The organism is Streptomyces milbemycinicus (assembly GCF_002154605.1).
GTDB classification, from domain to species: Bacteria; Actinomycetota; Actinomycetes; order Streptomycetales; family Streptomycetaceae; genus Streptomyces; species Streptomyces milbemycinicus.
Genome location: NZ_MUNE01001282.1, coordinates 1 through 537, shown reverse-complemented (window position 1 = coordinate 537; position 537 = coordinate 1). Strand labels below are relative to the sequence as shown.

Sequence of the window (537 nt, the reverse complement as noted above, 5' to 3'; positions counted from 1 at the left end):
GCCCCGCCTGGTTCGGCGGCGCGGTCTTCAAGGACACCCTCAAGACCCCGGCCAAGCACATCGCGGCAGCACCCATTCCCCAGTGGCAGGGGGACACTTCGCCGTCCACCGGCAACGTCGGCGGCGGCACCTGGCTGCTGTCCCAGCACTCCACTCACATCAAGGCCGCCACCGACTTCCTGAAGTGGGTCACCACCGACAACGCCTACCAAGGCGAGAAGGCGCCTGGTTTCCCGGCCTACGCGCCCGCGGCCGAGGCCTGGCTGAAGGGGCAGGACGCCTCCGGATACTTCGCCGGCGACCTGAGCGCGCTCAAGGACGCGGCCTCCCAGGTCTGGCCGGGCTGGGGCTCGGGCCAGTTCAGCCAGGAGGCGATCTGGGCCGCCACCGTCAAACCCGGCCTGACCCAGGGCAAGACCGTCGAGTCGATGCTGTCCGCCTGGCAGGACTCCGTCGTCAAGTACGCCAAGTCCAACGGATACAAGGTCTCCCAGTGACCGTCACCCACTCCACGGCCGACTCTGCCCATCGGCGCCG

At 69.1% G+C, this 537-nt stretch carries 1 protein-coding gene; it reads left to right on the top strand.

Going from position 1 to position 537, the window contains the following annotated elements:
• A partial coding sequence (locus CCN51_RS52635) for an extracellular solute-binding protein (RefSeq protein WP_143676278.1) occupies positions 1–497 on the top strand: 497 nt, incomplete at its 5' end.
• Between the last annotated feature and the right edge of the window lie 40 nt (positions 498–537).